Raw genomic sequence first — 24696 nt, 5'->3', positions numbered from 1 at the left:
TATCCGGGCCATAAGTAAAACCAAATGGCTGCTGCGGGTGTCTGTATCTATAGTTCAGTTAACTCAACGTAAGTGCATGGCTAAGGAGTCACTATGAATATTGATATTGGAATTTCCCAGGTTCAGCGCGAGGAAATTGCGCAGGGTTTATCCCGGCTGTTGGCGGATACCTATACGCTTTATCTCAAAACGCATAATTTCCATTGGAACGTAACCGGCCCTATGTTCCAAACCTTACATTTAATGTTTGAAACGCAATACACCGAGCTGGCGCTGGCGGTGGATTTGGTTGCTGAGCGCATTCGTTCTCTGGGGTTTCCTGCGCCGGGAACTTATAAACAATATGCAGCGCTGAGCAGTATTAAAGAAGAGGAGGGGATTCCCAAAGCTCAGGAAATGATCAAGTTGTTGGTGGAAGGGCAAGAGGCAGTCGTACGCACCGCGCGCTCACTGTATCCAGTGGTGGAGTCGGCACAGGATGAAGCCACGGCTGATTTACTTACCCAGCGTATCCAGCTTCACGAAAAAACGGCCTGGATGTTGCGCAGCTTGCTTGAATAATTTTAGTCGCGAAAAGCACGCAAAAAGCCCGGCAGCTGCAGCAGTTGCCGGGCTTTTTTGTCCATTTTTTCGGCGTACAAATATGGGAAGTTTCCCAGAACCTGTTTCAATTCAACCCTAAAATCAAAAAGTCTGTCCCATTTTTTAAAATATGATTTTTTAACTGTCTGATTAAAAAGGAATTTTGCTCATACTAGTAAAACACTTTCTTTCGAACTTCCCACCTTCCCGAATTGAAGTCTACTCGGACGCCTGTTTTGAATGAACTCGTGAAGATAGCCTCGGGATTAGTAGTAGGTCTCTATTACTGATCCCTAAATAAGCAAGACCAGTGAGGTAACTGGCTTAGGGTTGTCACCCTGCGGAGGCACCCGCACTACAGCGAGTTACGATAACAATAACGGTTCGAGGATTAAGTTCATGCAAAACCCAATGACATTTAAAAAGAAAGTGATTGCTACCACTGTTGCATCGGTCATGGCAGCAGGTTTCAGTAGCGTCGCATTTGCACAGGAAGATGGTTCAGTAGAAGAAGTAATGGTGACTGGTATTCGCGCGTCGTTGACTCGTGCGGTGGATGTCAAACGTAACTCACCAGGCGTTGTTGATGCGATTTCTTCAGAAGACCTCGGTAAAATGCCGGATTCTAACCTGGCTGAATCATTACAGCGTATCACCGGTATTTCGATTGATCGTACTGACGGTGAAGGATCTAAGCTCACTTCACGTGGTTTCGGTCCAGCTTACAACTTGGTAACCCTGAACGGACGTCAATTGTCATCAGCGTCTATCGGTGAAGGTGGTGGCGTTGATAGCACCCGTTCATTTGATATGAGCAACATTGCTTCTGAGTCAGTGAATGGTGTTCAGGTTTATAAAACCGGTAAGGCAAGCGTTCCTACCGGTGGTATTGGTGCAACGGTGAACCTCTCAACCGCTAAACCATTTGATTACGATGGCTTCAAAGCCACTATTGGTGGAAAGGCGCTGTACGACGAATCTAACGACGTTGGCGATGACGTTACACCAGAGCTGTCTGGTTTTGCCAGCTGGTCAAATGATATGTTCGGTGCGTCCTTGTCGCTGGCTCACCAAGAGCGTGACAGCGGTCGTTCGGGTTATGCGAACAGTGGTTGGGGTGATAAGTTACAGCGCTACGCCGGCGGCGACATTTTTAACAGTGGTTATACTCCCGGTGCTGTTGTTGTTAACGAGCCAACCAAGGCGACGCCTAACGTACCTGGCACAGGCGACTTGGCGACGCGTCTTCAAGAAGCGAACTTTTTTCACACGGATACAACACGTGAGCGTGATAACGCCTTGTTGACCTTGCAATTCCGTCCAACTGAAGCCCTTACCGCCACACTGGATGTTCTGAGTGTAAAAACCAAAGTGGAATCGCAACAAGCGATTTACTCCTTGTGGTTCTCTGATGGTGCATGGCCAACGAATGCTGTGCAGTGGGATGACAGCTCAATCAGTAAATCACCGCTGTATGTGTGGCAGGCGAACCCAACTGGCGCGCCGCGCGATATCGCGCTGAAAAACTCCTTGCGTTCAGCTGAAAACAAATTGGATGACGTAGGTTTTAACTTGGCCTATCAAGCAAGTGATGAATTGAGTTTTGCGCTCGATGTTCACAAGGCTGAATCCAGTGCAACTCCTTATGCGGCACCCGGCTCAAACGTGACCTTGGGTATCGGTGTAAATACCTTGTTGGCTCAAGGTTTGGATATGAGCGGTGATCTGCCTTTGATTGCCAGCGTTGTACAAAACGGTGAGATCAAGAAAAGTGATGTGGGCTCCACCATTAGCCAGTTGGTTAACGCTCGCGCCTGGCAAGATGTTGAAGAAGCCAAGGTTTCCGGTAAGTACGAGTTTTCTGAGTCGGGTTCCATCAACTTTGGTCTGAGCTCACTGCAAACCGAATCGATTCAAAAGCAATCCGACATTGGTAATGCCACCATGAGAGGCGGATGGAGCGTTATGGCTCCGGGTGATATTAACCCTGACTGGTTCGAGTTAATTAACTTCAATGATTATTTTGATGGCTATAACTCTAACTTGTCAGCTGGCGCCAAAGATCTGTTCACCAAAGCGGGCAACAACGGCAGCAAAGCAACATCCAATATTACCGGTGTGCGCGTGACCAACTTCAATGCGGTGGCTGAGGCAATGTTTGCTGATTCACCGGATAAAATTCCTTACGCCGCTAACAAAACTGACAGTACAGACCGTAAGATTGTTGAAGATGTTCAGGCCGCTTACGTTGAAACTAACCTCACCGGTAACCTGGGTGGAATGGAAGTGGATGTATCGGCAGGTCTTCGCTACGAAACTACCGATGTAGAGTCCTACTCACGTGTTTCTCCAAGAAAAATCACCTGGACATCCGATAGAGACTTCAACAATGAGGCGATCGGTGCCGCTGGCTCGCTGCCTTACACCGTTAGCAAATACGATTACACCAATGTGCTGCCTAATTTGGACTTAACTTTCCATATTAGTGATGATTTGATTGCACGTGCATCCAGCAGTAAAACGATTTCCCGTGCAAACTACAACGATCTGCAAATGGGTGCGGCCGGTAATGCGCCAAGAGGTGGTCCATTGTTAGCTGGTGGTTCGCTGGGTACCAGCAGTGACGGTAACGTTAAGCTGAAACCTATTGAATCCAACAACATCGACTTCTCGGTTGAGTATTACTTCAACGATACCGATTATGTGTCTATTGGTTTCTTCGACAAGCGCGTACCTAACTTCATTGGTACCGAAGAAAGTAACGTGACTTACGCTGGCACCCTGGATCCAAGTAATGGTCCGCGCGCGCGCGCAGCGGCAGCTGCATTGACTGCTGCTGGTATTGCAGTGAATGAGCGTAACCTGTTCGAGCAAGTTGCGAGAATGAATGGTACTGATAATGGCTGTATCAATACCAAGGCCGCGCAATTGTGTGGTGCAGGAGGTCTCGCTTCTGGCACTGAGGCTGGTTACCAGTTGTATAAAGATGGTGTAGATATTGTGGCTGTCGCGGGTGACCCAGGCGTTACCAATATCACCTCCATGCCTACCAACTCGAAAGACGCTGTGTTGAACGGTTGGGAATTTGCAGGCCAGCACTTCTTCGGTGATAGTGGTTTTGGTATTCAAGCGAACTACACCGTTGTTAACGGCAGCATCAGCTACGACCTTTATGCAGAACCAGGCTCTGCGACGCAATTTGCGTTAACTGGCTTAAGTGATTCGGCAAACTTGATCGGTATCTATGAAAACGACCAATGGCAAGCGCGTATTGCGTACAACTGGCGCGATAAGTTCTTGAGCAGTGCGAACGTTGGTGGTGGTGAGCCTGAGTTTACCGATGACTATGGTCAGGTTGACTTCAACGTGGGTTACAAAGTTACTGAAGACTTAACCGTCTCGTTTGAAGGTACCAACGTGTTGGCTGAGGATAAGAAAACCTATGGCCGCACACAAAACCAAGTAAGATACATCGACATATTGGAAGCTCGTTATGCGCTGTCAGCGCGTTACAATTTCTAATCGTTAGTAGTTGATGGTAGTCATAAAAAGTGCCGCTCTATGAGCGGCACTTTTTTAGGTGGTTCCTTTTTAGTTAATAGAAGAAAAACGGGCAATAGAATGAAAGATTTTCAACCGCTAAACGCTGCACAGCATAATGCTCTTGGGTATGTGGAAAAATTCGGTGCTGACTATGGTCACCAGGTAGGTGCGATGGTGATATTGCCCAATGAGTTTGCCAAGGCTCAGCGAGAATACCCGATTCTATTTCGCAAAGACGCTGAGACGGGTCGTTTTTTACCGGTAGTTTTACTGGGATTTGAGGAGCATGAAAATCTCTTCCTTAACGAGAGTTCGGCTTGGAGTGCTCGTTATATTCCACTCGCCGTGAGGCAGGGTCCGTTTCTGATTGGTCTCCAGCAACAAGAGGGGGAGCAGCGCCTGGCAATTTATGCGGATCTCAATGATTCAAGAATTCAGCAAAATGCAGGGGCCGCCCTGTTTAATGCAGATGGTAGCGCTTCCGACACGCTCAATAAAATAAGAGATGTATTGTCATCGAGTCATACAGGTTCAGAGTCGCTTGAAGCGATGGTTGACGCCTTTTTAAAATACGATCTGCTTGAGCGGGTTATGCTGGAAATTGATTTATCGAGTGGTACTACCGTTAAGTTCGATGCCGGATATACCGTGCATCTTGAAAAATTAATGGCATTGGAAAGTGCTGCTGTGGTGGAGCTACACAAATCGGGTTTCTTATCGCTTGCGTACAATGTTGCTGACTCTGTAAATAACATTCAGGGTTTGATTGATATCAAAAATGCAAAAATGAAGTAAGTTAGCATGCTTCACATTGATGAATATGAGCGAAGAAATGACCGAACATACAGCAGTGAACTCTATTCGTAAAATTGTAATTGCCGGTGGCGGCACTTCCGGCTGGTTGGCAGCGGCGGCCATCGCCAAGGTGCTCGGAAAAAATCTCGACATCACCCTGATTGAATCCCCCGAAATTGGACGAATTGGTGTGGGTGAGGCAACTATTCCCACCCTGCGAGTATTTCATAAGCTCCTGGGCATTAATGACATGGAGCTGATGGCAAATGTACAAGGCACCTTTAAATTAGGAATTGAATTCAGTAACTGGGCGAATAAAGGGGATAAATATTTTCACTCGTTTGGTCTTACTGGAAAAGAGTGCTGGGCATGTCAATTCCAACATTTTTGGATGGCTGGAAAAAAATACGGTATAAACATTCCGTTTGGCGATTACTGCCCTGAGTCTAAAGCGGCAAGGTTGGAGAAATGTAGTGGCGAAAATGATGGGGTAAACTATGCCTACCATTTCGACGCCAATTTATATGCGGACTATTTAAAAGCGTTTTCTGTAAAACTCGGCGTCAAACAAATTGAAGGATTTATTGAGAGAGTCAATGTTTCGCCAGAGAATGGTTATATTGACTCGTTGTTATTGAAGGATGGGCAAACAATAGCCGGCGATTTATTTTTGGACTGCACCGGTTTCAAAGCCATGCTGATCGATGGTGCGTTAAACACACCCTATGTGCCTTACGGTCATTATCTCCCCTGTGATTCTGCCATTGCACTGCAAACGGAAAACGTGCACTCGCCACGGCCCTATACTCAATCAATAGCGCACGATTTTGGCTGGCAGTGGCGTATACCGCTGCAACACAGAACCGGAAATGGTTTGGTCTTTTCCAGTCGGCATGTATCCGATGATGAAGCCATCAACACGCTAATGAGCAATTTGGAAGGTCGCCCGGTCACTGAGCCGCGCGTGATTAAATATAAAACAGGTCGCCGTATAAAGGCCTGGAATAAAAACTGTATTGCCGTCGGGCTTGCATCAGGTTTCTTGGAACCGCTTGAATCTACCTCCATTCATTTAGCCATGTCTACCATTTATCGCTTACTGCGATACTTCCCACAGCATGAAATTTCCATGTCGAATGTGGATGAGTTTAATCGGCAATCCAGTGAAGAAATGGATCGTGCGCGCAATTTTGTGATATTGCATTACCACGCAACCCAACGGGAGGATACGGAATTTTGGCGTTATTGTAAGAACATGGAAATCCCTGAAATACTGGCGCGTCGAATCAAGTTATTCAAAGATACCGGCACCATCATGCTCGAAGACAAAGAGTTGTTTTTAAACGACTCCTGGGTTCAGGTCATGATGGGGCAGGGCATTATGCCCGCGGCATACCATCCGGTCGTCGACATGATGGAAGAAAAGGAGTTGAAAGGTTTTCTGGCCTTCTTGAGAGACGATGTCCATAAAAAAGTCGCAGCAATGCCTTCGCATCAAGAATTGATCAACAAATATTGTAAGGCAATGCCAGTTTAAAGAGCATATTGTATGGACTCTATTGCCTACGAGCTTTGCGAAGACGCCAACATTGAATGCTATAAAGTTGGCAATGAGCAACAAGAAGTTGTATTGGTTGATAACTACCTTAAAGGCGCGTTAGCGTTAAAAGAGCGTGCAGTGCAGATCAATGAATTTGCGGTGGCAGATTCATTTTATCCTGGTGTGCGAATGCAGGTTCCGCAAGAATACACCATGGCGCTTGTAAAAAATCTTGGCTTCTTTATGGAACAATTTTTTCATCTAGAGGTAAGGAAAATCAGGAAAGCAGTTTCCAAGTTTTCGATAATAACAACGCGCCAAAGCGAACTGGAATTATTGCAGCGAATCCCGCATTTTGATTCACCGTCACGCAAGGGGCTGGCGTTTGTGCATTATCTGCAAACGGTCCCTGGTACGGGGACATCCTTGTATCGTCATAGGCCAACGAACTATGAATATATCGATGAACAACGCTATCCCCGGTACATCGAAAAAATACAAGAGCGATACCCCACAGAAGATACCTACCCGGAAGGTTATATCCAGGGTTCTACGGATCAATTTGACGAGATAGCCGCATACGATGCAGTGTTTAACCGATTGTTGATGTACAGGGGGACGAGCCTTCACTGTGGAAAGATTGGAGATGGGTATAATTTTGATCCCAACCCGGCGACGGGTCGGCTTACGGTGACATCGTTTTTTGAATTTAACTAATTTATTAAGTGTCCCTATTTAATGGGTTAGCGCTAAATACCTTTATGAAAAATTGGTGGGGGTATAAAAAGCTTGATAAATTTTATGTGCGGAAATAAGAAATCCCCGTCGATAAAAATGGCGGGGATTTTTTATTTCCGATTTAAGTTATTGCCGTAATGGTAATATCAATTGCTCGCACTCCTGCACAGTAATGTTTTTACCGCACACCGGAATTTGGTTCTGCGGTGATGCGTCGGCCTTATTGGTGATTAATGGATTGCCAAGAATATGGTTGACCGTATTCAGGTTGTAACCGTTGTCCTGTTCTGCCATCCAGAAAAATATTCCTGCAAGGCCTTTCGCTTTTGCGTATTTGGTTTTCAGTGCAACGGTGCGTGGTGTTTCGATGCTGATGAAAGAACCAATACCTTCGTGTACCAGGTAATCGGCATTGGCAATTTTATCGGTATAGAGTGTGTAACCATTGCGTGGCTTTAAATCTCGATCTATAAAGTTTTGATAGAGGTCGTAACCTTCCACAACGCCGGCCTCCCAGGAGCCTACGCCGGCAATTCCCAAAATTAATTGTGCGCCTGTCCAATTGCTGTTGCCCGCCGTGGTGGAACCAATAACGCCGTTGGTGTATTCGCGAATATCACCGGGCGCCGTTGCTTTTGCACGGTGATAATTTGCGGCGCCAATCATTAATTTATTCGCGGGAACTCCAACACCCAACAAATAACTTAAGGTCCAGTCGGCAGATGTACCCGCAGAAGAACCTGTTGCATTCGGGTTTGTGTACAGAGGTGTGTGATGGGATATTTCCCGTTCCCAAGCGCCGGTCAGGTCGTAAGTCATCACATACAGGCGGTCCATATAGGGATGTACAGTGGCCCAATTAATTTTCTCCAAACGACCCAGTCCCGCAGGAATTGCAGATGACAAGCGGTATTTTTTTCCGGTTTTTACCGTGAGCCAATCCAAGCCTGCGCGCAATTCTTGAATTAACGTGGCGTAATTAGCGGCATCAGCGGGGCTGGATGCGCCGGGAACTGAACCGTCGGTTGCGGGGTACTCCCAATCAATATCGACACCGTCAAAATCAAATCGCTCGAGGAAATGGACAATCGAATCGACAAATGCTTTGCGTCGTGTTGGGTTGCCTGCCATCCAATAAAATCCTTCGGATAAGGTCCAACCGCCAACGGATAAATCCAGTTTTAAATGTGGGTTTTGTTGGCGCAATAAATACAACGCACCAAATACGCCACCGACTTTGGTGCGATCCAGCGAGTACTGGCTTTCCGTTCCCACAACGCCTTTAGCGGCAACGCCGACATTGCGCACAAAGGCCGCTTCAAAATCAGCGAGTGCCATGGCGCCATCGGGTAATTTACTTTGCGTGCAATTGCGCAACACGGCGGCGGGTGCCGAAGTTGGGAAACCACCGTCTTGCACATTGCTGGCACCCGGGTAACAAATGCCGGCAAAGCCATAAACGATTCGATTGACATTGGATGCTGCGAGTTTAGTGAAATCAATTTTGCGACCATAAATGGCCCAGTCCCCAATGTAAGTCACAATTTCAGTTCCACTGGTCACCTGATAGGTGTTGTGTTGTAGCGCGAGCGTTCCTGGTACCAATTTCGAAACGCGCGCGCCGTTATCGCCATCCAGACCTGCGTGTTCGCCGCCGTTATCTGTAGCGACTGCTATTGCACCTTGTTGTCCCGCTAATGTCGATTGAGTGTTGGAAATACGTGCGGCGGCAATAGCCCCGGTTGGATTAATCACTCCTGTGTTTAGATTTCCTGCAACCGGCTGTGCAATGCCGTAGTTAATGGTGTTGGGAATGGGGACAGGGCATTTATTGGCATCGGGATAACCAATAGGAGCAGACCATTGGCCAGGGTAAGCAGTATTGCCGGGTTGAATCGAATGCGTATCAACCAATGCACGATAAACAATGCCCTGATAAGCGACGAGTGAGCCCGCGGTATAAATTTTTCCGCTGATAAATTCTTCTGCGCAAAAACCTGTGTTGGGCAAACTGCTTGCAGTGCTGCTGGAATTCCCCGAACCGCTGCATGCGCTGGCGGTTGTTGTAGTCCATGCGGATGTATAAGCCCAACCAACACCTGGCTCATAAGCCGCATTGCCGCTTGAGCACCAGCCGGGTACGGCGCATGAATAAAAGCCGCCTGCATTAATCACCACGCTGCCTGCTTGATAACTGGTTCCCGCGCTATAAACAGGGCAATTACCAGATAAACTGGATTGGCTTGAGCGACTGGAGCTGGTAATTAATGAACTCCTGGATTGCACGCTTGATAACGCACTACTGACGACACTGCTTGAACGCAATGAACTTGAGCGCGCTGCAGTACTGGATGAAAGGAGAGCGGTGCTACTTGTTGTAACTGCATCACAACTACCTAAATCAGTCCAGGCATTGGCCCAAGCCCAACCTACACCGGGTTCGTAGGGGCCACCAACAGAACACCAGCCGCCAACAGTACAGCGATAGGCTTTGTTGTGATTTTTTACTAATGCCCCAGTGGCGTAATTTCCTTGTGCGTATTGTGCAAGGCTAGTGCAATCATAGGCGTGCAGTGTGTGAGCAGAAAAAAATAAAATACACAGCAATAACAACTTTGTTTTGACCATTTTTGTATCCTCATTATTCATTATGTTTGGAAAATCGGATAACGGCTTTTATCACAGCAAGTCAAACTGACAGGCGCTTTGAGGTGGTTGATTAAATTAGAGCGCCAATGACAAAGATTAAAGCGTCAGGAATTGCTAACAAACGCCATCCTGGCCATCTCTCTGACTGCTTGGGAGGAGAGCTTCGCAAACTCAGCTGCGAAGACAACAGACAACGTTGTCCAATTAAGCTAGTTGCGAGGGTTATGCTTGTCAACAAAATGAACTGGGTGAGTGGAAATAAATGCACGAGCTCGTTATGTTCGAGTTCATTTCGGCATTTAAATACGCACAAGGTTTATTTAAATGCCGAACGAGGCTTATTGCGGGTAAGCTGACAGGCGCTTATCTATTGCTTTGCAAAGCCTGAGGAGGGAATACTGTAGCTAATTACTGTTGAACGCAGTTTTCCATTCCGAAATTACCGCCTTTAAACTCAGCCTCATAATAGTACTTGTTAAACTGCCATTTTCCCGCCGCGTTTTTACTAAAGCGTGCAATCCCGGTTCCGTAATCTTTTGGCTTTGGGTCTGTGAGCGCGAAATAAATTCCCATTACATCTTTTTGGGCAGCGGCTTGTCCTAGATAAATTCCATAGCCCGGAACTTCGAGTTTAAAATCATAAGCTCCATATTCACCGGTACTTTGCGCGGCAACTAATTTGATGGTTACAGTTCCGGTGTACTTCCCTTCATGATTATCATCTCCAGTACATGTATAGATGCCTGAATAATCCTGCCCAATAAAAGGTTCTTTTGCGGACACGTAGCTACACGTTACAGTGATTAATAATAGTAATAGGTGCTTCATCATTTTTCCTTTTTGTTTGGTGGGGGTTATAGGGTATATGCGACTTTCTATTCTTGAGCTAATTCAAAAAATTTACCACCCAGTAATTGGATAAATACTTCTGGCGTTAATTCGACTTCCAACCCGCGACGGCCCGCACTAACAAAGACGGTGGGGTGTAATTTTGCAGAAGAATCAATAAAGGTTTTCAGTAATTTCTTTTGTCCAAATGGACTAACGCCACCAAGAACGTAACCGCTCATTCTTTCAACTTGCTGCTTGTCTGCCATGACTGCTTTTTTTGCTCCTGCCGCTTTTGCAATTTGCTTCATACTGAGCATGGACGAGACGGGAATCACTCCAACGGCGTAGTCCTTTGCATCCAGCATTACCACCAGAGTTTTAAACACGCGGCTTGCATCTATACCAAGTTTTTCTGCTGCTTCTAATCCATAGGATTCAGCGGTTGGGTCATGGCTGTATTCGTGGACTTTAAATGGTGCTTTGGCTTTTTCGAGAGCTTTTATAGCGGGTGTCATAAAGTATGTCCGTTATCATTTATATAAAACACTGCCCATGAATTCGATAAGTTGTGAAATTCGTTCATTCGATAATTGGCGATAGTCCGGATAGGGCGCAACTATTACACGGTATTCTTTATTGATCGCAAAATAGGCATCCAACCAAACCAACGGCGGTAAATCCAAATTCGCCGCATAGGTTTTACCGGCGATAATATGGATTGCTGAATTGTCCGTATCAAAACGCGGAGCGCTAAATAGCAGCGCTACGTGCGAATGCGGCTGAAATAATTCTACATCCCGATACTCTTGCCAGCTTTCCGCCCCATTTTTTTGTTGCAACGAATACCAATCAAACAATAGCTTCGCATATACATTAAATACTTTGCGCCAATGGTTACTGGTGTGTTTAACAATATGTGCAATTTCACCCGCCGCCAGCCCGCGTAAATCATTCATCCCAGGATAGTCATCAATCGGTGGGCGATTAGCAATATAGAAGTTGATGTTACTGCGGGTTGAGCCGAGTCCGATGGGGTTCATTGGGTACCTGAAAAGTCGCAAAAAGTGCAGCATAGGGATCGACTAGCGTGTTCAGGAGCGACCTCCAAAGGTTGGGGCTCCCGCGCGGCACTGCGATGTTGGTCTACACTAAAGTTACTCGCCAGTTTACAACGCCAAGGTGGCTTATTCATGGTTTTTCGCGCTGTTTCCACCCTCCCGCAAGAGCTAAGGAATGATAAAAAGCTGCTTTTAGCGGTGCAGTTAATGGCCTTGGCGTACGAAAATCTCCCCGCAATGATTTTGGTGAACTTCGCCGCCGCCTGTGGCGCACTGCTTGTGCTTCACCGCGATGGAAAGAGCGTTTTAGCGTGGCTTGTTGCGGTGCTTGTTCTTAGCGGTTTTAGGTTGGCCAGTTTCTTTCTGTTCAGGCAGAGCAGTGTTGCTGGAAAATTGACGAATGTAGATAGGGTCGATGCGTGGGGAATTGTCTACGCGACGGGGCTTATTGGGGCTGCAATCTATTGGGTGGCGCTCTTACTGATTAGTTTCCAAAATGCGGAACTCGTTTCGCGATTTACCTTAATTGTCATTATCGCCGCCTTGTCGGGCGGTGCCACTGGCATTGTTGCTCCATTGAAATATATCGGCAGAATTTATATTTCCATCATGCTGCTTTGTTCGTCGATGATCATTTATATTTCTGCTCCCGAGTACTGGGTGCTGTCTGTTTTAGGCGCTACCTTTTGGCTGGTGATGATTTTTAGTCATAAAAATAATCATAAAGTCTTGATTCAAAGTTTGTTGCTCAAATGGGATAACGAAAAGTTAATTCATGACCTAAAGCGCTTGAATAGTGATCTCGAAGCCAGGGTGGTTCAACGAACTCAGGCGTTAAAAAAGCTGGCGCATCAAGATCCGTTAACGGGTCTGCCGAATCGCGCTGGCCTCATGGAGTGGATGGAGCTTAACCTTGATGAAAAAAATCATAATGAAGCCGCCGTGCTGTTTCTGGATTTGGACAGGTTTAAGCAGATTAATGACGCATTGGGGCATGATGTTGGCGACGTTGTTTTGCGTATGATTTCCATGCGGTTTTTCGATTTATGCCCGAGTAACAGCGTGCTGGCCCGATGGGGCGGCGACGAATTTTTGGTAGTTACAGCGCAGGAAGAAAATGCGCGCGAGCACGCCGAAGCTCTAGCGTATCAATTAATCAAAGCGGCCACCGCTCCTTTGCAAATTAACGGCCAGACCTTGGGTTTGGGGCTCAGTATCGGCATGGCATTTTTTCCGACTGATGCAGTGGAGTTTAGTAGTGTGATTCAGGCTGCGGATTTGACTGTGGCTGAAGTAAAACGGAACGGGCGTGGAGCCAGTTTGTTTTACACCCAAACATATGCGGATACGCAGCGGCGTCGATTTGATTTGGGGCGGGCGTTGGAAAAGGCAATCGCGCGAGATGAACTCACCTTGGCCTTTCAACCAATCGTAAATGTTAAGACGCAAAAGCTTGAAGCATTGGAAGTGCTTGCTCGTTGGAATCACAATGAATTGGGTGTTATTAATCCGGTTGAGTTTATTCCGTTGGCGGAAGAGACCGATAGGATTATTAGCCTTGGGCAGTGGGTTATGAGTAAAGCTCTGGAAAAAGCAGCGCAGTGGGACGGTGATCTTCGCGAAGCGAATATTTCCGTTAACGTTTCCATTAAGCAGTTGTTATCCGGCTCATTCGTTGGCTTCGTCAAATCGGTACTGAGTGCTACCGCGTTTTCGCCGAATAGATTAATACTGGAGGTGACAGAGAGTCTGTTTGCAGAAAGTTACTTGGACATTACTTTGCAGCGGGTAAAAGAACTGCGGGAGTTAGGGATACATGTCTATATTGATGATTTTGGTACAGGCTATTCCTCACTTTCCCGGCTCCATGAATTTCCGGTGACAGGTATAAAAATCGATAAGTCGTTCACGCATCAAATTGCTCATCAGGGTTTGGTAATTATTGAAAGTGCTTTGCTAATCGCGCGCCGAATGAACCTGCGCGTAATTGTGGAGGGCGTAGAAACGGCAGAACAGGCAGAGACTTTAGCGAACTTGGGTATCTTACATATGCAGGGATATTTTTTCGGTAAGCCCTGCGCAGACCCCGCGCCCCTCACGCAACACGCGGAAGCGAAGTAGCGCGGCTATTCCAAAGCGGGTAGAGCGCGCGCCACATTTCAGTTTACTGGTTGTTGATGGCTTTGGGATTGGCCGGTCAGTGCGTTTGTTTGCTAACGATATGGCGTATAGCATCAATCGCGAGTTGATGGTCGGTTTCTTGCGGTAAACCGGATACAGTGACAGCGCCGATAATTCCACAGTTTTTAATGCGAATTGGAAACGAACCTCCGTGGGCGCAATATTCCTTGGGGTCCAAATAAGGAATTGCTTCAAAATCGCGATTCTTAGCCGCGTTATATTGCCCTTGATAATAAGAGCTATGCCCAAAGCGCATTACCGAATTCCGCTTGCGGCGTATCCAATCTTGCTGATCTTTAGATGTGCCTGGCATGGCATAACTAAATACCACCTGTTCAAACGCATACACATCGATAGAAACAGAGACAGACAACTTTTCCGCGGCAACCTTAATTAAATTGCCCAGCTCCCACGCCGTCGCATTGTTGAAGTGAAGAAATTGCAGTTCTTCTTCCTGAGTTAACAGTTCGGTTAGAATTTCGTTGTTCATAATTATTTGATTCGTCTTTTTATCCATTAATAGGAGGAGTTTGGGGTGATATCCGGATTGATTTCACCATAGACTTCTTCCGGGTCTATCCCGGCTATCAATAAGGTCTCTTTCACTGTTTGAATATGATCGAGCACTGTTTGGTATCTATCGCCATATTCGTATTTGTTTACTTCTATAGCTTTGGGCATATAACAATACGCAATCTTCAACGCTTCAATCAGCTCGTCTTGTGTTACATCACTCATAGCGTTCTCCTTTAAACATTTGCCAAGCGAGACAAGGTATCGGGATATTTCTCTACCAGTTTAATTAATACTGCTGCTTGCGCATTGGGTTTTACACGGCCTTGTTCCCAATTTTCCAGGGTGCGTTTATTAATTCGCAGGTACTGCGCAAATACAGCTTGAGATACGTTCAGTTTTTCGCGCAGTTTTACCAGTTCACCGCTTTTTAATTCGGGCGCGGTAATTTTTTCAGCGGTATGTTTTTTTAAAGTGATCTTGCCTTCGCGTTCATCTCGGAGTGATTGAAAGCCTTCGCTTAATTCGTCGAACAGGTTGCGTTTCATTGGGCACCTCTGGCGCATCTTGAATATTTCAAAATATACGCGCGGTGCGTATAGATAGCAAGCGTAGGTTGGTGGTGAGGAACGAACCCCAACAGTGATTTGTCAGGGCGGCAATAAGTTTAATTATTTTTGAGGGTTTTTATTATTTCATTGAGCCCCCCTGGCATTGTTGGTGAGGAATCACCAGATAAAAGGCCAGAATCAGAGCGACTAAAAAGTGATTGAAGAATAATTTCTCTTGAGTTTTGATCGAGTTGATTATCTTTGTTTAATGACAAGTATAAATATGTGAGTAGTTTTCTTTCTTGAGCGTCTCTCATCAAATGAAAAGAGGAGACTGTAAATAAATCTGTGTAACTGTTTATCATTAACCTCATATAGGCAGGATAAACAGTATGAACAAAAAAGACCTTGAAGCCTTTGCGCGCGAAGCAGCAAAGCACATGAAGACTGAGAAAGACCTGAGCGACTTCAGTCAAATGCTCACCAAAATCACCGTTGAGGCAGCTCTCAACGGTGAACTTGATGCCCATCTTGGCTACGAGAAACACCAAAAATCAGGTGCTGCCAATAGCCGCAACGGCTACACCACCAAAACCCTGAAAACGGAAGACGGTGAGATGGAGCTCAAAACGCCGCGTGATCGCGAAGGCAGCTTTGAGCCGCAGTTGGTGAAGAAACACCAAACCCGCTTTACGTCGATGGATGACAAAATACTAAGCCTCTACGCCAAGGGCATGACCACCCGCGAAATCGTAGCCACTTTCAAGGACATGTATGGTGCAGACGTCTCTGCTACTCTTATTTCCAAAGTGACAGATGCTGTTATTGAGCAGGTCGTCGAATGGCAATCGCGCCCGCTGGATTCGGTTTATCCTATTGTTTATCTCGACTGCATCGTGGTAAAGATTCGCCAGGATAAGCAGGTTATCAACAAATCCATTTACCTTGCATTGGGCGTTACCATGGAGGGCCAGAAAGAATTATTAGGCATGTGGCTCTCGGAAAATGAAGGCTCAAAATTTTGGCTGGGCGTGCTGACGGAGCTACAGAATCGCGGTGTTCGAGACATTTTGATCGCATGCGTTGACGGGCTAAAAGGGTTTCCGGAGGCGATTAACGCGGCCTTTCCCGAAACGCAGATTCAACTGTGCATCGTACACATGGTACGCAACTCAGTGAAATACGTGCCGTGGAGGGACTACAAAGCCGTTACGGCAGACCTGAAGCGAATTTACCAATCCATCACTGAAGAAGAGGCACTGCTGGCGCTCGCGCAGCTCGGTGCGCGCTGGGATGAAAAGTACCCGCAAATTAGTCGCTGCTGGCATACCCATTGGGAAAATATACGCACCTTGTTTGCTTACCCTGAAGACATTCGTCGCGCAATTTACACCACCAACGCGATTGAATCGCTGAATAGCGTAATCCGTCAGGCAATCAAAAAGCGCAAATTATTTCCAACGGATGAATCAGCCAAGAAAGTGATTTTCTTGGCAATCCAGGATGCCTCCAAAAAATGGACTATGCCCATTCGCAATTGGAGAGCAGCGCTCAATCATTTTATGATTGTGTTTGATGAGCGATTGATGGATTATCGTTGAGCTGGCAGTTACACAGAATTTTTTACAGGCTCGAAAAGAGCTAAGGGCCAGTTTTGAAAGAATTCTACATGCAAATCCGAAAAACGTTACTATCACCCCGAGTATAACAACACCATGCAATGTGTTAAAACCTATTCTTAGGTCACTTCCGCTGAGCCATGCAATATAGAAATTGCTTGCTGCTATTAAGCCTAATGTAACTGACAATCCAAGTATTAGAGACCAAAGCCAACCTTGCATTTGATATGTTTTTGCTTGATCTTCCCAGAATTTTCCTGGCTCTTTTAGTGTTAAAAATTCATTATGCTTCCTTTCTTGTTCAATAAATCTTTGCTCGTATTGCTTCCTTGTTTTTTCTGAGTCATTCATTAATTGAGAGAATTCGGATTTTGCTTTGGTTATTCTGTCAGCAATTGATGTAAATGAATTTAGAGACTCATAACCTAACACCATACCCAAGATAAGTTGAGGATTTACTGATTCTGGATTTAAATTTGCAGTTGCGAAGTAATATCCCTTTAATGCGTCTGGTTCCAGTTTTCTAGCAAGAGCTACGTATGAAGATGTAAATTCGTGTTTACTGTATAACCAAGAATGCTCTAGATGTAGCTGGTCGATTTCGGCTATTCGGTTGTGTTCGGCGTAATTCTGTGCTTGTGACAAGGTGCGGGCTGATGAGAAAAATCTTGGGAGTTGAGCGGAAGAGTTATTTTCTAACCATTCTTTTTCTGCTGCACTCCAATATTCAATTTCAGTGCTTAGAAACTCTATCAGTTCCTGCTTATTGGTAAATGCGAACTCTTTGTGAGTGTTATCAGTTATTTTTGTACTAAAAAAATTTGCTAGATCCATTTTAATCCCTACATGACTAGTTAATTATCGTTTTGTTCGGTACGTAAAAACAGCAAGTGTCCCGCAAACAGTCTAGCGAAATGCGAGGGAGGGGTTTCATCTCTCGATAAATCCCCGCAATCCGTTGCACTCCTTGCGGGCTACAATTTACTCCGTAGCGCCGGGTTCGTAAGCGAGTACGGGGCTCAACCATCTTTCTACTTCCTGCACACTCACACCCTTGCGCTGCGCCAAACTTTCCACCTGATCTTTCTCAATCTTATCGGTATTGAAATACACCGAGTCAGGGTGGGAGAAATACCAGCCGGATACAGCGGCCGTCGGTAACATCGCGAAGTGTTCAGTTAACGTAATGCCAGTATTTTTCTCGGCATCGAGCAATTTAAACAGCGATGCTTTTTCGGTGTGATCCGGGCAGGCGGGGTAGCCGGGAGCGGGGCGGATGCCTTGGTATTTTTCTTTGATCAGCGCTTCGTTATCCAGGGTTTCATCGCTGGCGTAGCCCCAGAATTCTTTGCGCACGCGTTGATGCATGTGTTCGGCAAAGGCTTCGGCTAAACGGTCGGCGAGGGCTTTAACCATAATGCTGTTGTAGTCATCGCCAGCGTTTTGATACTGCTTGGCCAATTCTTCTGTGCCTATGCCAGTGGTTACCGCAAAGCCGCCGATGTAATCCTGTTTACCGGATTCTTTGGGGGCAACAAAGTCGGCCAACGAGTGGTGCGGTTTACTTTCGTTGCCTTGTTTCAGGTGTTGTTGGCGAATGTGGTGCAGAGTGGAAATTGTGTTGCCAGTAGAATCAAATACGGCAATATCATCCGCATTGACTGTGTTGGCTGGCCAGAAGCCAATAACGCCGTTGGCTTTTATTAATTTTTCATCGATTAATTTGCGCAACATTTTTTGCGCATCGTCCCAGAGGCTGCGCGCCGCTTCACCGACAATTTCATCCTCCAGAATTTTGGGAAATTTGCCAGCGAGGTCCCAACTGATAAAGAAGGGCGTCCAATCGATAAAATCGACCAAACTATTTAAATCGTAATCTTCAAATACTTTTACACCAGTGAAGGCAGGTTTTGGCGGAGTGTAATTGTCCCATTCCAGTTTTAATCCCTTCGCAATGGCTTCAGGGTAGGTGCGGACAGTGCCGCGCGGTTTGCGATTAGCGTTGCGTTCGCGCACTTCTACATATTCTTGTTGGATATCTTCAACAAATTTCGGGCGCAATTCATCAGAGAGTAATGTACTGGCAACACCCACCGCACGCGAGGCGTCAGCCACATACACGACCTGATTCAGTTTAAATACTGGATCTATTTTTACTGCAGTGTGCGCCTTGGAGGTAGTGGCGCCGCCAATCAGCAAGGGCTTATTAATGCCGCGACGTTCCATTTCACGACCAACAAATACCATTTCGTCCAGCGATGGGGTGATCAAACCTGATAGGCCGATAATGTCGCAGTTTTGTTCAATGGCGGTGTCGATAATTTTATCACAGGGCACCATCACACCCAGATCAACTACTTCAAAGTTATTACATTGCAGTACTACGCCGACAATATTTTTGCCGATATCGTGCACATCGCCTTTCACAGTAGCCATCAAAATTTTTCCGTTAGGTTTTGATGCTTCGGTTTTTTCGGCTTCTATATACGGCTGTAAGTAAGCTACGGATTGCTTCATTACGCGTGCTGATTTCACCACTTGCGGCAAAAACATTTTGCCGGCCCCAAATAAATCACCCACCACATTCATGCCGTCCATCAGCGGACCTTCGATAACATCGAGCGGGCGAGGGTAGTGTTGGCGGGCTTCTTCTGTATCTTCCACAATATGTGTGGAAATGCCTTTTACCAGCGCATGCTCGATACGTTTGGCGATAGGTAGTGAGCGCCATTCGGCATCTTCTTTTGTTTCTCCGGTTCCGCCTTCACCCCGATATTTTTCGGCGATATCCAGTAACGCTTCAGTGCCGCCTGCATGGCGATTAAGAATAACGTCTTCAACTTTGTCTTTTAATTCTTGTGGTAAATCGTCATACACCGCCAGCTGGCTGGCGTTAACGATACCCATATTCATACCGGCTTTGATCGCGTGATACAAAAATACCGAGTGGATTGCTTCACGTACCGGATTGTTGCCGCGAAAAGAAAACGACACGTTAGATACGCCGCCGCTCACACCTGCGTGCGGCAGATTGGTACGAATCCAGCGGGTGGCTTCAATAAAATCCACCGCGTAGTTGTTGTGCTCTTCTATGCCCGTAGCGACCGCAAAAATATTGGGGTCGAAAATAATATCTTCGGGTGGGAAATTTAATTTATCGACGAGCGTGCGGTAGGAACGCTCACAAATTTCCTGCTTGCGGGCCATGGTGTCGGCTTGGCCGGTTTCATCAAATGCCATCACCACTACAGCGGCGCCGTAACGCATACATAATTTTGCTTTAGCGAGGAATTCTTCTTCGCCCTCTTTGAGGGAGATGGAGTTAACGATAGGTTTACCTTGAATGCATTTCAAGCCAGCTTCGATGACTTCCCATTTGGATGAGTCCACCATAATGGGCACGCGGGCAATATCCGGTTCGCCTGCAATTAAATTGAGGAAGCGCACCATGGCTTTTTCGGCATCGAGCATACCTTCGTCCATGTTGATATCGATTACCTGCGCACCGTTTTCAACTTGCTCCAGGGCAACTTCCAGTGCGGTGGAATAATCTTCTTCCACAATCAATCGTTTAAATTTTGCTGATCCGGTAACGTTGCAACGCTCACCCACGTTTACAAACAGCGAATCCTTAGTGATGTTAAAGGGCTCAAGGCCGGATAAACGGCAGGCGGGTTCAATGTTTGGAATTGGGCGCGGAGAATACTTGCTCATTACCTCGGCGAGCGCTTTGATGTGTGCGGGAGTAGTACCACAACAACCACCGATAATATTCAAGAATCCACTGGCTGCAAATTCTTCAACAATTGCCACCATTTCTTGCGCGGTTTGATCGTACTCACCAAATTCATTGGGCAGACCGGCGTTGGGGTGTGCAGAAACAAAACAATTAGCCACGCGCGACATTTCCTGCACGTACTGACGTAATTCTTTTGCGCCCAGTGCGCAGTTTAATCCCATACTGAGTGGGCGTGCGTGAGCGAGTGAGTTATAGAAGGCTTCAGTGGTTTGCCCGGAAAGGGTACGGCCGGAGGCGTCGGTAATGGTACCGGAAATCATAATCGGCAATTCAAAACCGACATCATCAAAATATTTTTGTACCGCAAACACAGCGGCCTTGGCATTGAGCGTATCGAAAATAGTTTCGATCAAAATAATATCGGCACCGCCTTTTACCAAGGCATCGGTGGCTTCCACGTAGTTTTCGACCAGTTGATCAAAGGTTACGTTACGTGCGCCAGGATCGTTCACGTCAGGTGAAATAGAACAGGTGCGGCTGGTGGGGCCAAGCACCCCGGCCACAAAGCGTGGCTTGGCCGGATTTTGAGCGGTAAGTTCATCGCAAAGTTCGCGGGCAAGACGGGCGGCGGCAAAGTTAAGCTCGGGCACCAGGTCTTCCATGTCGTAATCGGCCATGGAGATGCGCGTGGAGTTGAAAGTGTTGGTTTCCAGTATGTCTGCACCTGCCTCAAGGTAAGCGCGCTGAATCTCACGGATTACGTCGGGCTTGGTAATACAAAGCAGGTCGTTATTGCCGGCGATATCCATATGGTAATCGGCAAAGCGCGCGCCACGGTAGTCGGCCTCTTTGAGCTTGTAGCTTTGGATCATGGTGCCCATGCCCCCATCGAGGATCAGGATGCGCTCTTTTATGGCGTTTTGGAGGGTATCAATACGGGCTTGCAGGGCAGCGGGTGCAGTCATGGAAAACCTATCAATGGAAATCGTGGGGAATAAGAATTGCTGAAGCAATATCAAAAAAAATTGATATAGAAGATGGCGTGAATTCTAGCAGAAAAGCAGGGCTAAGTGCTTATTAGAGAGACGGGGAGCGAGATCATGAACATATATTGTTCAGAATCAAATCGATGTGCCCCACTTGGGTTCGGGGCTTTAGCAGATAGACCTGAAAAGGCCGGTTTATCTGCGTTATTTGTCCAAATGGACGGTTTTTTCTACTTTAATCGCATGGCCTTGGGCTGGGCGCAGCTGAAGTAACACCAGTGCTGCAAAAAACGCAAAACCAATTGCTGCAATTGCAATTGATTCTTGATAAAGCATGCCGAAGATTAAATGCGCGACAACCAGACTCAAATAAACGGTGATGCGAAGGTTCTTGGAATTGAGTAAAAAGTCGCTTGTTTCATTGTACATAGTTGGATACTCCGGTTTGGCGCGAAATGCTACATGATTCACATTAGTATGTATGCATACTTCACACCATAAAATCATAGTTTCCTTAAGACATTATTACGTAATTAAATTTCTCTATGGCATTGGTTATCCGACGAGCGGCTAAAAGCGGCGTCTGGAGATAACCTTGGCTTCCTGCATGGCGCCAAAAAACACATTCTGGTTATATAAACGGCGTATAAGGTGTAGGGCTAACAAGAAATTTCTGATGCGAAATAGGTGATCCTTGAGTAGAATACCTGAGTAAATTAATCGGGTATTATTTGCTCGCCCGCGAGAGGTTCATCGAAAGGTTTATATGGTCAACGTAGATATCACTGAATCCGCCCAAACGTATCTCAAAGAACTGCTGGACAAGCAAAAAGACAATGACGGTATTGGCATTCGCATGTTTGTTGCCAACCCGGGGACTCCCAGCGCAGAAACCTGCATCGCTTACTGCCGCCCTGGCGAGGAAAAAGAAGGGGATGTAATTGTTCCGCTGAATGGCTTTAAGGCCTACTTTGAGGAGCGCAGCCTGCCGTTTCTGGAAGATGCCAAGGTAGATTACTCACCGGATCGCATGGGAGGGCAGCTCACTATCCGCGCCCCTAACTCCAAGATGCCCCGTGTAACTGACGATAGCCCATTGGAAGATCGCATCAATTACGTGCTTTATAATGATGTAAATCCAAGTCTTGCTTCCCATGGCGGCAATGTCAGTTTGGTCGAAGTCACTGAGGACATGATTGCTGTGTTGAAGTTTGGCGGCGGTTGCCAGGGTTGTGGTTCCGTGGCAATTACCTTGAAACAAGGTATTGAGGTGCAATTGATGGATAAGTTACCGGAATTAAAAGGTATTCGTGATGTGACTGATCACACGGATCGCACCAACGCTTATATGTAATCGAGCCTATTTTGATCGTCAAAAAAATACCGCCACATGGCGGTATTTTTTTATCTGGCGAGAAAATTAAATTTCTTCGCGCCAAGATTTTTTTGCTGAGTAACTGGCTAGCTGTTGTTCGAGATTATTCAATGGCAAAGCCAATTCTTTAGCATCGTCGAGTGCGGCGTTTTGCCATTTTACGGCTGCGTTAAAATCACCATTTTCTGCAGCGGTAGCGGCCTTGGTTTTGTAATAGGTTTGCTTGTCGGTGTAATTTTTTTCAATTGTTTTAATAAGCTCGTTAGCCAGGGTTCCATTGCGATACTTGGTATCAGGGTGCGTAGAAAGAATCCATGCATAACGTAAACGGGCAGCTAAACTGCTCTGTGCTGCACGTTTTAACCAATAGAAGCCTTTCTTTTCATTTTTCTCAAAACGCGCGCCGCTGAAGGATTCTATTGCAAGCATATACTGTGCGTCAGAAATCCCGGCTTTTGCTGCCTTTAACAGCCAGCCCATGCTCTGTGTATTATCCTGCGTACACATATTGCCGTAGAGAATATTGCGCCCAAGGAAATAACTCGCTGCACCACTGCCTTGGGTGGCGGCGCTGACGTACCACTCGTTAGGGTTGTCGGTGATTTCAAAATCACTCACCAGCGAGGGAATTACTTCTAGAAAGTAGGCAAAACCCAATTTATCACTGCTGTTACCATTTTTAGCCTGCTCGCGTTTTTCATCGATAATTTTGGTCAATTTCTTCTTGTTGTATTCTGCGCCTTCCATTTCAAACCTGAAGCGATTTTTAATGCCGTTAACATCGACAGGTTTATTGTTAATTTTCATGGGTTCATATTGGAATTTACGTAGTGCTAGCAATGCAGCCTCTTCAAAAGCTTCAGAGCTGGCGTAGGTGACTATATGGTCGCGAGTAGTTCCATTTTTGTCGATTGTATAGATGGTGTCCACAAAGCCTGATCTGCCTTGTCTGACCATAGAGGGGGGGTATGGAGGAGTTACCAATTTAATTGGGCGCTGTTTTTTTGCGTATATATTGGAGCCCGTAAATGTAGGCGTTAGCTTTTTTTCTATGCTTTCATCGCTGTAAAGATTGAAGATCTTTTTATATTCATCGTCCGCTAGCTTTTTGTCGGCCTCATTCAGGCGTGCATAAATTTTTGAGTGAATTGCTGTTGTATCGTTGGTCTTTTTCTGGGCGGCGAGCGCCATCCACGCGTAGGCTATAACTGTGTTTTTCTCAACATGCTCGCCGCGATAGTACATGGCGCCAACATTATTCTGGGCGTCGTGATCACCGTATTGAGCTGCTTCATAAAATTCTTTGTAGGCTTTATCAAATTCTTTGGTCTCGTAGTAGCTCATTCCCAATTCAAAATCAGCTTGTGCAAGACTGCAGAATGGAATAGCAAATAACAGTGATAAATTAACCAGTGTATGTATTGGGCGCATCCTGGGCTCCTTAAATGTTACTCAGAAAAATACTGTACATGTTTTATTTCAATAGGTGCGTAGTAAGAGACTATTTGGAGTCGTCGGCTTGAGGTGGTAATGGGGACGGACAGAGTTTCATTGTTGGTCGTGACCTGGATTGTTTTGTCGTTTTTTAAGTGGATGCTGATAGTGTTTTGGCTGCCCCAATTCAGTTCTGTGGTGAAATACTTGGTATAAAACTCGCCATTATTAATAGAGTATCCTACAGAAGTCTGATGGCCCGTTAAGCAATTTTCATTCGATAATTTGACGGCCGCGAGGGCAGCGCCCCTGCGAGTTATTTTTTGATTGAAAAAGTAAAATTCGGCGCGAGCGTATTGCGGCAGTTGGTAAGTAATTAATATTTTGCCTTCCGGGCTCGGTAGTGGTGTATTCCAGTCATATGTTATTACTGGAGTAAGCAGATCTTGAAATTGAGTGCTTTGAAGTTCCTCATTTGGATTGTTGACCTTAGTGCTGCAGGCCAATAGTGCAGAGCAGATTATAAAAGTGATCAGGCCAGAAAAGTGATAGCGAGACATTC

20 protein-coding genes and 1 pseudogene are annotated in these 24696 nt (G+C 46.2%); 8 read left to right on the top strand and 13 right to left on the bottom strand.

Features of this window, described 5'->3' with window-relative positions:
* Positions 1-93: 93 nt before the first annotated feature.
* The 5 genes from D0C16_RS07360 (at position 94) to D0C16_RS07340 (ending at position 7177) form a co-directional block, all read left to right on the top strand.
* Complete coding sequence (locus D0C16_RS07360) at positions 94-561, top strand: Dps family protein (protein ID WP_151031713.1); 468 nt, start codon at positions 94-96, stop codon at positions 559-561.
* A gap of 420 nt (positions 562-981) precedes the next feature.
* Positions 982-4104, top strand: coding sequence for a TonB-dependent receptor (locus D0C16_RS07355; protein ID WP_151031712.1), 3123 nt, complete (start codon positions 982-984; stop codon positions 4102-4104).
* 39 nt (positions 4105-4143) lie between these two features.
* The gene (locus D0C16_RS07350) at positions 4144-4920 is read left to right on the top strand and encodes a SapC family protein (RefSeq protein WP_151031671.1); all 777 of its coding nucleotides are present in this window, start codon (positions 4144-4146) and stop codon (positions 4918-4920) included.
* A 37-nt stretch (positions 4921-4957) separates the two neighbouring features.
* Positions 4958-6457 carry a tryptophan halogenase family protein gene (locus D0C16_RS07345; protein ID WP_151031711.1) on the top strand — a complete coding sequence of 500 codons (1500 nt, stop codon included), beginning with the start codon at positions 4958-4960 and terminating at the stop codon, positions 6455-6457.
* 12 nt (positions 6458-6469) lie between these two features.
* Positions 6470-7177 carry a DUF6445 family protein gene (locus D0C16_RS07340; RefSeq protein ID WP_151031710.1) on the top strand — a complete coding sequence of 236 codons (708 nt, stop codon included), beginning with the start codon at positions 6470-6472 and terminating at the stop codon, positions 7175-7177.
* 147 nt (positions 7178-7324) lie between these two features.
* Here D0C16_RS07340 and D0C16_RS07335 read toward each other — a convergent pair whose 3' ends face one another.
* From D0C16_RS07335 to D0C16_RS07320, 4 genes are all read right to left on the bottom strand, one after another.
* Positions 7325-9826 carry a glycoside hydrolase family 18 protein gene (locus D0C16_RS07335; protein ID WP_151031709.1) on the bottom strand — a complete coding sequence of 834 codons (2502 nt, stop codon included), beginning with the start codon at positions 9824-9826 and terminating at the stop codon, positions 7325-7327.
* A 429-nt stretch (positions 9827-10255) separates the two neighbouring features.
* Positions 10256-10630, bottom strand: a complete 375-nt coding sequence (locus D0C16_RS07330) for a hypothetical protein (protein ID WP_225318939.1) — start codon at positions 10628-10630, stop codon at positions 10256-10258.
* A 92-nt stretch (positions 10631-10722) separates the two neighbouring features.
* Positions 10723-11193, bottom strand: a complete 471-nt coding sequence (gene ybaK, locus D0C16_RS07325) for a Cys-tRNA(Pro) deacylase (protein ID WP_151031707.1) — start codon at positions 11191-11193, stop codon at positions 10723-10725.
* Positions 11194-11208: 15 nt separating this feature from the next.
* Positions 11209-11718 carry a hypothetical protein gene (locus D0C16_RS07320; RefSeq protein ID WP_151031706.1) on the bottom strand — a complete coding sequence of 170 codons (510 nt, stop codon included), beginning with the start codon at positions 11716-11718 and terminating at the stop codon, positions 11209-11211.
* A 150-nt stretch (positions 11719-11868) separates the two neighbouring features.
* Between D0C16_RS07320 and D0C16_RS07315 the strand changes: the two genes are divergently transcribed.
* Complete coding sequence (locus D0C16_RS07315) at positions 11869-13857, top strand: bifunctional diguanylate cyclase/phosphodiesterase (protein ID WP_151031705.1); 1989 nt, start codon at positions 11869-11871, stop codon at positions 13855-13857.
* A gap of 76 nt (positions 13858-13933) precedes the next feature.
* Here D0C16_RS07315 and D0C16_RS07310 read toward each other — a convergent pair whose 3' ends face one another.
* The 4 genes from D0C16_RS07310 to D0C16_RS24755 form a co-directional block, all read right to left on the bottom strand.
* Positions 13934-14407 (bottom strand): heme-degrading domain-containing protein, encoded by a 474-nt coding sequence (locus tag D0C16_RS07310; RefSeq protein WP_151031704.1) that lies wholly within the window; start codon positions 14405-14407, stop codon positions 13934-13936.
* Between the two features lie 26 nt (positions 14408-14433).
* On the bottom strand, positions 14434-14655 hold the full coding sequence (locus tag D0C16_RS07305; protein WP_151031703.1) for a penicillin-binding protein: 222 nt from the start codon (positions 14653-14655) through the stop codon (positions 14434-14436).
* Positions 14656-14666: 11 nt separating this feature from the next.
* Positions 14667-14978: a DNA-binding transcriptional regulator gene (locus D0C16_RS07300; RefSeq protein ID WP_151031702.1), complete on the bottom strand. Its 312-nt coding sequence runs from the start codon at positions 14976-14978 to the stop codon at positions 14667-14669.
* Positions 14979-15097: 119 nt separating this feature from the next.
* Complete coding sequence (locus tag D0C16_RS24755; protein ID WP_370458218.1) at positions 15098-15298, bottom strand: DUF6161 domain-containing protein; 201 nt, start codon at positions 15296-15298, stop codon at positions 15098-15100.
* Positions 15299-15373: 75 nt separating this feature from the next.
* Between D0C16_RS24755 and D0C16_RS07295 the strand changes: the two genes are divergently transcribed.
* Entirely contained in the window at positions 15374-16582 is a 1209-nt protein-coding gene (locus D0C16_RS07295) for an IS256 family transposase (protein WP_151031701.1), read from the top strand.
* Between the two features lie 27 nt (positions 16583-16609).
* Here D0C16_RS07295 and D0C16_RS24405 read toward each other — a convergent pair.
* The 3 genes and pseudogenes from D0C16_RS24405 to D0C16_RS07285 all read right to left on the bottom strand — a co-directional run.
* Positions 16610-16951 (bottom strand): annotated as a pseudogene (locus D0C16_RS24405) (DUF6161 domain-containing protein); the annotation flags it as partial.
* A gap of 630 nt (positions 16952-17581) precedes the next feature.
* Positions 17582-21304: a methionine synthase gene (gene metH / locus D0C16_RS07290; RefSeq protein ID WP_151031700.1), complete on the bottom strand. Its 3723-nt coding sequence runs from the start codon at positions 21302-21304 to the stop codon at positions 17582-17584.
* A gap of 225 nt (positions 21305-21529) precedes the next feature.
* Positions 21530-21754 carry a hypothetical protein gene (locus D0C16_RS07285; RefSeq protein ID WP_151031699.1) on the bottom strand — a complete coding sequence of 75 codons (225 nt, stop codon included), beginning with the start codon at positions 21752-21754 and terminating at the stop codon, positions 21530-21532.
* Between the two features lie 337 nt (positions 21755-22091).
* Between D0C16_RS07285 and nfuA the strand changes: the two genes are divergently transcribed.
* Positions 22092-22679 (top strand): Fe-S biogenesis protein NfuA, encoded by a 588-nt coding sequence (gene nfuA, locus D0C16_RS07280; protein WP_151031698.1) that lies wholly within the window; start codon positions 22092-22094, stop codon positions 22677-22679.
* A 66-nt stretch (positions 22680-22745) separates the two neighbouring features.
* Here the strand turns inward: nfuA and D0C16_RS07275 are convergent, their stop codons facing one another.
* Both D0C16_RS07275 and D0C16_RS07270 read right to left on the bottom strand, forming a co-directional pair.
* Positions 22746-24131, bottom strand: coding sequence for a TonB family protein (locus tag D0C16_RS07275; protein ID WP_151031697.1), 1386 nt, complete (start codon positions 24129-24131; stop codon positions 22746-22748).
* A gap of 17 nt (positions 24132-24148) precedes the next feature.
* A complete protein-coding gene (locus D0C16_RS07270; protein WP_151031696.1) occupies positions 24149-24694 on the bottom strand; it encodes a hypothetical protein in 546 nt (181 codons plus the stop codon).
* Positions 24695-24696 lie beyond the last annotated feature (2 nt).

Origin of the sequence: Cellvibrio sp. KY-GH-1, from assembly GCF_008806975.1 — a bacterium.
Classification (GTDB): domain Bacteria; phylum Pseudomonadota; class Gammaproteobacteria; order Pseudomonadales; family Cellvibrionaceae; genus Cellvibrio.
Note: the sequence above shows the minus strand (reverse complement) of the source record. Positions and strands in the feature narration are given on the sequence as shown.

Coding starts and splice junctions, on each gene's coding strand:
- nfuA (WP_151031698.1), top strand. CDS start 22,092: ATGGTCAACGTAGATATCACTGAATCCGCCCAAACGTATCTCAAAGAA.
- metH (WP_151031700.1), bottom strand. CDS start 21,304: ATGACTGCACCCGCTGCCCTGCAAGCCCGTATTGATACCCTCCAAAAC.
- D0C16_RS07315 (WP_151031705.1), top strand. CDS start 11,869: ATGGTTTTTCGCGCTGTTTCCACCCTCCCGCAAGAGCTAAGGAATGAT.
- D0C16_RS24755 (WP_370458218.1), bottom strand. CDS start 15,298: ATGAGAGACGCTCAAGAAAGAAAACTACTCACATATTTATACTTGTCA.
- D0C16_RS07345 (WP_151031711.1), top strand. CDS start 4,958: ATGACCGAACATACAGCAGTGAACTCTATTCGTAAAATTGTAATTGCC.
- D0C16_RS07310 (WP_151031704.1), bottom strand. CDS start 14,407: ATGAACAACGAAATTCTAACCGAACTGTTAACTCAGGAAGAAGAACTG.
- D0C16_RS07275 (WP_151031697.1), bottom strand. CDS start 24,131: ATGCGCCCAATACATACACTGGTTAATTTATCACTGTTATTTGCTATT.
- D0C16_RS07320 (WP_151031706.1), bottom strand. CDS start 11,718: ATGAACCCCATCGGACTCGGCTCAACCCGCAGTAACATCAACTTCTAT.
- D0C16_RS07270 (WP_151031696.1), bottom strand. CDS start 24,694: ATGTCTCGCTATCACTTTTCTGGCCTGATCACTTTTATAATCTGCTCT.
- D0C16_RS07350 (WP_151031671.1), top strand. CDS start 4,144: ATGAGCGGCACTTTTTTAGGTGGTTCCTTTTTAGTTAATAGAAGAAAA.
- D0C16_RS07305 (WP_151031703.1), bottom strand. CDS start 14,655: ATGAGTGATGTAACACAAGACGAGCTGATTGAAGCGTTGAAGATTGCG.
- D0C16_RS07285 (WP_151031699.1), bottom strand. CDS start 21,754: ATGTACAATGAAACAAGCGACTTTTTACTCAATTCCAAGAACCTTCGC.
- D0C16_RS07300 (WP_151031702.1), bottom strand. CDS start 14,978: ATGAAACGCAACCTGTTCGACGAATTAAGCGAAGGCTTTCAATCACTC.
- D0C16_RS07355 (WP_151031712.1), top strand. CDS start 982: ATGCAAAACCCAATGACATTTAAAAAGAAAGTGATTGCTACCACTGTT.
- ybaK (WP_151031707.1), bottom strand. CDS start 11,193: ATGACACCCGCTATAAAAGCTCTCGAAAAAGCCAAAGCACCATTTAAA.
- D0C16_RS07360 (WP_151031713.1), top strand. CDS start 94: ATGAATATTGATATTGGAATTTCCCAGGTTCAGCGCGAGGAAATTGCG.
- D0C16_RS07340 (WP_151031710.1), top strand. CDS start 6,470: ATGGACTCTATTGCCTACGAGCTTTGCGAAGACGCCAACATTGAATGC.
- D0C16_RS07295 (WP_151031701.1), top strand. CDS start 15,374: ATGAACAAAAAAGACCTTGAAGCCTTTGCGCGCGAAGCAGCAAAGCAC.
- D0C16_RS07335 (WP_151031709.1), bottom strand. CDS start 9,826: ATGGTCAAAACAAAGTTGTTATTGCTGTGTATTTTATTTTTTTCTGCT.